General features: G+C 66.6%; 6 protein-coding genes and 1 pseudogene. 3 read left to right on the top strand and 4 right to left on the bottom strand.

Annotated features, from left to right (window positions below):
• Positions 1-469 (bottom strand): NYN domain-containing protein (locus Q8814_RS24170; protein WP_330154507.1); only part of this gene is annotated, 469 nt, incomplete at its 3' end.
• Positions 470-750: 281 nt separating this feature from the next.
• Here Q8814_RS24170 and Q8814_RS24165 point away from each other — a divergent pair.
• Complete coding sequence (locus tag Q8814_RS24165; protein WP_330154506.1) at positions 751-1,677, top strand: DUF5996 family protein; 927 nt, start codon at positions 751-753, stop codon at positions 1,675-1,677.
• A gap of 20 nt (positions 1,678-1,697) precedes the next feature.
• On the opposite strand, the gene Q8814_RS24160 is transcribed toward Q8814_RS24165, so the two are convergent.
• Genes Q8814_RS24160 through Q8814_RS24150 form a run of 3 tightly spaced genes read right to left on the bottom strand, consistent with a single transcriptional unit; the run spans position 1,698 to position 3,986 of the window.
• Positions 1,698-2,105: a hypothetical protein gene (locus Q8814_RS24160; RefSeq protein WP_330154505.1), complete on the bottom strand. Its 408-nt coding sequence runs from the start codon at positions 2,103-2,105 to the stop codon at positions 1,698-1,700.
• Between the two features lie 18 nt (positions 2,106-2,123).
• On the bottom strand, positions 2,124-2,492 hold the full coding sequence (locus Q8814_RS24155) for an SIP domain-containing protein (RefSeq protein WP_330154504.1): 369 nt from the start codon (positions 2,490-2,492) through the stop codon (positions 2,124-2,126).
• A 33-nt stretch (positions 2,493-2,525) separates the two neighbouring features.
• Positions 2,526-3,986, bottom strand: a complete 1,461-nt coding sequence (locus tag Q8814_RS24150) for an MDR family MFS transporter (RefSeq protein WP_330154503.1) — start codon at positions 3,984-3,986, stop codon at positions 2,526-2,528.
• 133 nt (positions 3,987-4,119) lie between these two features.
• Between Q8814_RS24150 and Q8814_RS24145 the strand changes: the two genes are divergently transcribed.
• Positions 4,120-5,004 (top strand): phosphoribosylaminoimidazolesuccinocarboxamide synthase, encoded by an 885-nt coding sequence (locus Q8814_RS24145; RefSeq protein WP_330154502.1) that lies wholly within the window; start codon positions 4,120-4,122, stop codon positions 5,002-5,004.
• A gap of 6 nt (positions 5,005-5,010) precedes the next feature.
• A pseudogene (locus tag Q8814_RS24140) lies at positions 5,011-5,325 on the top strand (oligopeptidase B); the annotation flags it as partial.

Here is a 5,325-nt window from a genome sequence, read left to right as displayed (position 1 = left end):
GACTGACCCCGTGCGAGGTGCCCACGGCGGTCGGAACGGCGAGCAGCACCACTTGAACTCCGTGAACCTGGGCCTCTTCGACGGCCTCGGTCAGGTCGTCGTCGCCGGAGACGAGGAAGAACACATCCGACGCTCCGTTGCGGGCGTGAGTCACCAAGTCCAGGCCGATGCGCAGGTCCACGCCTTTCTGCTCGCCGTTGACGCCGAAACGGCCGAGGCGAAGCTTGACCTTGGACAGTTCACCGATGCGTTCCTGCTGCGCATCGGGAATGCCGTTGCGGGCCGAGTCGTACCAATACACCCGCAACACCGGCAGACCCGATCGGTCTTGCGCGGTGTCCACCAACGAGCTGATCAGCGTCGAGTAGTCGACGTGGATCCCGCTGCGCAGCGACGTGCCGGTGACGCGGGTGGCGGCCGAGGCAAGCAGGTATCCCGCATCGATGTAGAGCGCGCAGGTCGACCGCATGCGCCCACTATGGCATGCATGAGCGACAGCACACGCTCCGCTTCGCCTGGAATATCCGCTGTGCTGATTCCGGCGTTTGCCGACGAGGTACTCGACCCGGGCACCTCGGTGGCGAATTGCGTTATGCAGCAACGACGCAGTGCGCTACGGCCGACGTTCCCGCCGCTTCGACGACCGCAATTGCCGACCACCTCGATCCGAGACGTGGGGTAAATGCCCTCGACCACGCCCGATCGGTGGCCGGGACGAGTAGGGTCGATTCCCGAACCGTGGGAGGCGTCGTGAGCGAATCTGTAGTGGTTCCCGGTGAGGATCGGCCGAGCCTGCGCGTTGCCGACTGGGTTGCGACTCGCGACACCCTGCACATGTGGCTGCAGATCGTGGGCAAGATCCGGCTGGTTCACTCACCGATGGTCAATCACTGGTGGCAGACGACGTTGTACGTCACTCCGCGCGGGTTGGGCACATCTTCGATTCCCTACGGGGGCAGCGTCTTCGACGTCGAGTTCGATTTCTGCGAGCACAACCTGCGCATCCGTTCGAGCGACGGCGGCAGCCGTGTCGTCCCGCTCACCGCGCAGCCCGTGGCGGATTTCTACGCCCGCACCCTCGGCGCCCTGGACCAGTTGGGTATCGCGACGCACATCCAGGGCGCCCCCAACGAGGTGGACCCGGCGATCCCGTTCGCGCAGGACCACGAACACGACGCCTACGACCCCGATGCGGCGCACCTCTTCTGGCGGCAACTGCTCCGGGCCGACCGTGTCCTGCAGGAGTTCCGCGCGGATTTCCTGGGTAAGATCAATCCGGTCTACTTCTTCCGGGGAGCAATGGATCTCGCCTGTACCCGATTCTCCGGCCGCATCGCGCCACCGCATCCCGGTGGCATCCCCAACTGCCCCGACCGGGTGATGGTCGAGGCCTATTCGCACGAGCTGAGCAGCTGCGGGTTCTGGCCCGGTGGTGGAGACGAAGGCGCCTTCTACTCCTATGCCTACCCCGCACCGGAGGGCTATGCAGACCATCGCGTGCGCTCGGATGCCGCGTACTACTCCGCCGAGCTCGGTGAGTTCCTGTTGCCGTACGAGGCGGTGCGCACGGCCACCGACCCCGACGCGGAACTGCTGCGATTTCTACGCGACACGTATGACGCCGCCGCCGAGCTCGCACACTGGGACCGCCCGCATCTCGAGCGGCGTCCGCAGTAGCAACCGGTGCGGCACAGCAGTCAGTAGTGCATGGTCCGGACGCCGTGCGCCCACAATTCGATCGCCGCATAACCGTCGCCCACCCCTTGGGTGTAGGCCACCAGCGCCCCGTACAGTCGCGTTCCCTCGGCGGCCAGTTCGATGGTCCCCACCCAATCGGCTGCCCGCGCCATCACGTGCGCCGAGATGTCCTGCCGGTCGCCCGTCGCTGCGGCCACCGCCCGGAACGATTCGTCCGCGATCCGGAATGTCTCTGTGACGCCACGCCAGTAGTATTCCGCGTCCATCGCCGCGCGTAGCGAGTCGTAGTCGGCCGTATCCTGCATCGACGTGGCGTTCCGTAGCTGGTGTGCTGCGTGGTCGGCCGATGCGAGCGGGGTATACGTCACTTCGTCTGTGGCTTCGTTGTTGCCGCTTGTCGTCCTCACCGGTGAGATGGTGCCCGATTACGGCGCAGAACAAAACAGCCGGGTACGTAACAATCTCGACAATCCGGGCGCACCAGGTGGCACTAGCCCGTGCCCATGTCCGTGCCTGGGCACTTCGAGGTCGTGTTCGTCGTCGACGCGGTCGTGGTCGGTGGCCTTCCCGTACCCGGTTTCGGTCATGCCGTGGCGCCAGTAGCCGATGACCAATGTCGCCCTACGGTCGAACCCGGCGTCGGTGCGGAGCCACTTGCGCATCGCGATCACCGTCTTCGATTCGGCCGACACCCATGCGAACTTCTTGACATCGCCCTCGGGAATTTCGACGGCCGTCGCCGCGTCCAGCAGATGTGTGGTCGTACCGGCGGGCGCGCCGTTGCGATGAACCACCGGATGTCCCTGCCCAAAGATCGTGTCGCGGTCTCAGTCCGCCTCGGCGTCGGCAGCGGAACCCGCAGCGCCGGACGCGAACCGGCGCGGAATGACCGACACCGCAACGACCAGCGCCAACGCGGCCACGAGCACGGCTCCGAACACCGCCGATATCGAATCGGCGAGCTGCTGCGGATCCGGGACGACGGCGTCGTCCGCGACCCCCGAGCGGGCGAGCGACGCGTTCGCGAGCGCACCGAACACCGCGACACCCACCGCGCTGCCGAGTGCCCGGGCGAACGCGTTCGCACCCGTCACGACGCCGCGCTCGGCCCATCCGACGCTCGACTGCGCCGCGATCAGTGCGGGACTCGCGATCAAACCCATACCCAGGCCGATCAGCACACAGCAACCGGCGACGTGCCACGCCGACGAGCCGGATCCGACTCGGGTGAGCAGGATCGCGCCGGTCACCAGCGGCACGGCACCGACCAGACCGGTGTTGCGGAATCCGATCCGGAGATACAGCCGGCCCGACTGCGCCGCCGCGATCGGCCAGCCGATCGTCATGGTCGCGAGCGTGAAGCCCGCGACCACCGCTGTCGTCCCCAGCGATCCCTGCACGAACGACGGCACGTACGAGGTCAGTCCCAGCACCACCGCGCCGACGAGGCACGAGACGATGCTGGTGGTGACGAGCACCCGGCGGGTGAGAACCCACAGCGGCAGGATCGGTTCGGGGGCGCGCGTCTCGATCCACGCGAAGAGAGCCAGGAAGGCGAACCCCGCCGCGAAGATTCCGAGGCTCGGCGCCGACGTCCACCCCCACGACTGGCCCCCCTCGAGCAGGCCCAGGATCAGCAGTGCCGCGCCGGCCGCGAGCGTCGCGGCCCCCGCCCAGTCGACCGGGCGGGCTGCCCCGCCCCGATTGTTCTCGTGGAAGCTGCGCAGCAGGACCCACGCCGCCAGCGCACACAGGGGCACGTTGACCCAGAAGATCCAGCGCCACGACAGGAAATCGGCGAACAGTCCGCCGACAGCGGGACCGACGATCGCCGACATGCCCCAGACGCTTGCCAGGTAGCCCTGTGCCTTGGCGCGTTCGGCAACTGTGTAGATGTCTCCGGCGATGGTCTGCGCCATCGGAAGCACGGCGCCCGCTCCGAGCCCTTGGAGCGCCCGGAACGCGATCAACGCGGGCATGCTCCACGCGAGCGCGCACAGCACCGAACCGAATGCGAACACTCCGATGCCGAACAGCAGCATCGGTTTGCGCCCGTAGAGGTCGGACAGCTTCCCGTAGACGGGCACCAGGACGGCCTGAGTCAGCAGGTAACTCGAGAACAACCACGGAAACTGGGTGAATCCGCCCAGGTCCGCGACGATCGTGGGCACCGCCGTCGCAAGGATGGTGCTCTCGAGCGCCACCAGCGCGGTCGCGAGCATCAATGCGACGAGGATCGGCCCCCGTTCCGAGCGGAAACCGACGTCCACCCTCGACGATGCACCCATCTCACTCCCGTTCTCGTTTCCGGCCCAGTGCTCGACCGGTACGAAATCCAGGTGCCGGATCCTGCCATTGTCGTCGATGGGATATCCACCACGGCGTGCGGTGCCCGGCGGTTCGGGCCACTAGGGTGGCAGCGTGCGTCCTTCACTCGAGTCCTACTCTCACCTCGCCGGCGGCAAGGTCCGCGATCTCTATGTCGTAGACGACGAGCACCTGCTGCTCGTCGCGAGCGACCGGATCTCGGCGTACGACCACGTCCTGTCCACCCCGATCCCCGACAAGGGACGGGTGCTGACGGCGATGAGCGTGTTCTTCTTCAACCTGCTCGACGCGAACAACCATCTCGCCGGTGAACCGGACGACGAGCGCATCCCCGAGGACGTTCTCGGCCGCGCCCTGATCGTCAAGCGGCTCGAGATGGTCCCCGTGGAGTGCGTGGCCCGCGGTTACCTCACCGGTTCCGGCCTGCTCGACTACCGGGCCACCGGAACGGTGTGCGGGGTGACACTGCCGGAGGGCCTCGTCGAGGCCAGCAAGCTGCCCGAGCCCATCTTCACGCCCGCGACGAAGGCGGCGCTCGGCGACCACGACGAGAACATCAGCTTCGAGCAGGTCGTCGAGAAACTCGATCTGAACCTGGCGATGAAACTGCGCCAGGACACTCTCGACATCTACGACCGCGCCGCGATGTACGCCTCCGAGCGCGGCATCCTCCTCGCCGACACGAAGTTCGAATTCGGCCTCGACAAGGCCGGCAACCTCGTGCTCGCCGACGAAGTGCTCACCCCCGACTCGTCGCGCTACTGGGACGCGGCCGAGTACGAGGAAGGAAAGGTGCAGCCGAGCTTCGACAAGCAGATCGTCCGCAACTGGCTCACCAGCGAAGAATCCGGATGGGACCGCGCATCCGACACCCCTCCGCCGGCGCTTCCGCAGTACATCGTCGACAAGACGCGTGCGCGCTACATCGAGGCGTACGAACGGATCTCCGGGCTTTCCTTCGACGATTGGATCGGCTGAACGCAGATGACTTCCCCGAACTCGACCCCACCGGTCGCCAAGAAGGTTCCCTCCGAACGTGTCCACCACGGTCACACATTCGTCGACGACTACGAGTGGTTGCGCGACAAGGACGATCCGGAGGTCGTCGCCTACCTGGAGGCCGAGAACGGCTGGACCGAGGCGCGGACCGCGCACCTTGCGCCGCTGCGTGAATCGATCTTCGGGGAAATCAAGTCGCGGACCCAGGAAACCGACATGTCCGTGCCGGCCCGCATGGGCGACTGGTGGTACTACGCGCGCACTGTCGAGGGCAAGCAGTACGGACTCCAGTGCCGTGCG

The organism is Rhodococcus chondri, assembly GCF_036327435.1.
In the GTDB taxonomy this organism is placed as follows: domain Bacteria; phylum Actinomycetota; class Actinomycetes; order Mycobacteriales; family Mycobacteriaceae; genus Rhodococcus; species Rhodococcus chondri.
The sequence above is the reverse complement of the archived record's forward strand: the minus strand, read 5'-3'. Positions and strand labels throughout refer to the sequence as shown.

Coding starts and splice junctions, on each gene's coding strand:
- Q8814_RS24150 (WP_330154503.1), bottom strand. CDS start 3,986: ATGGGTGCATCGTCGAGGGTGGACGTCGGTTTCCGCTCGGAACGGGGG.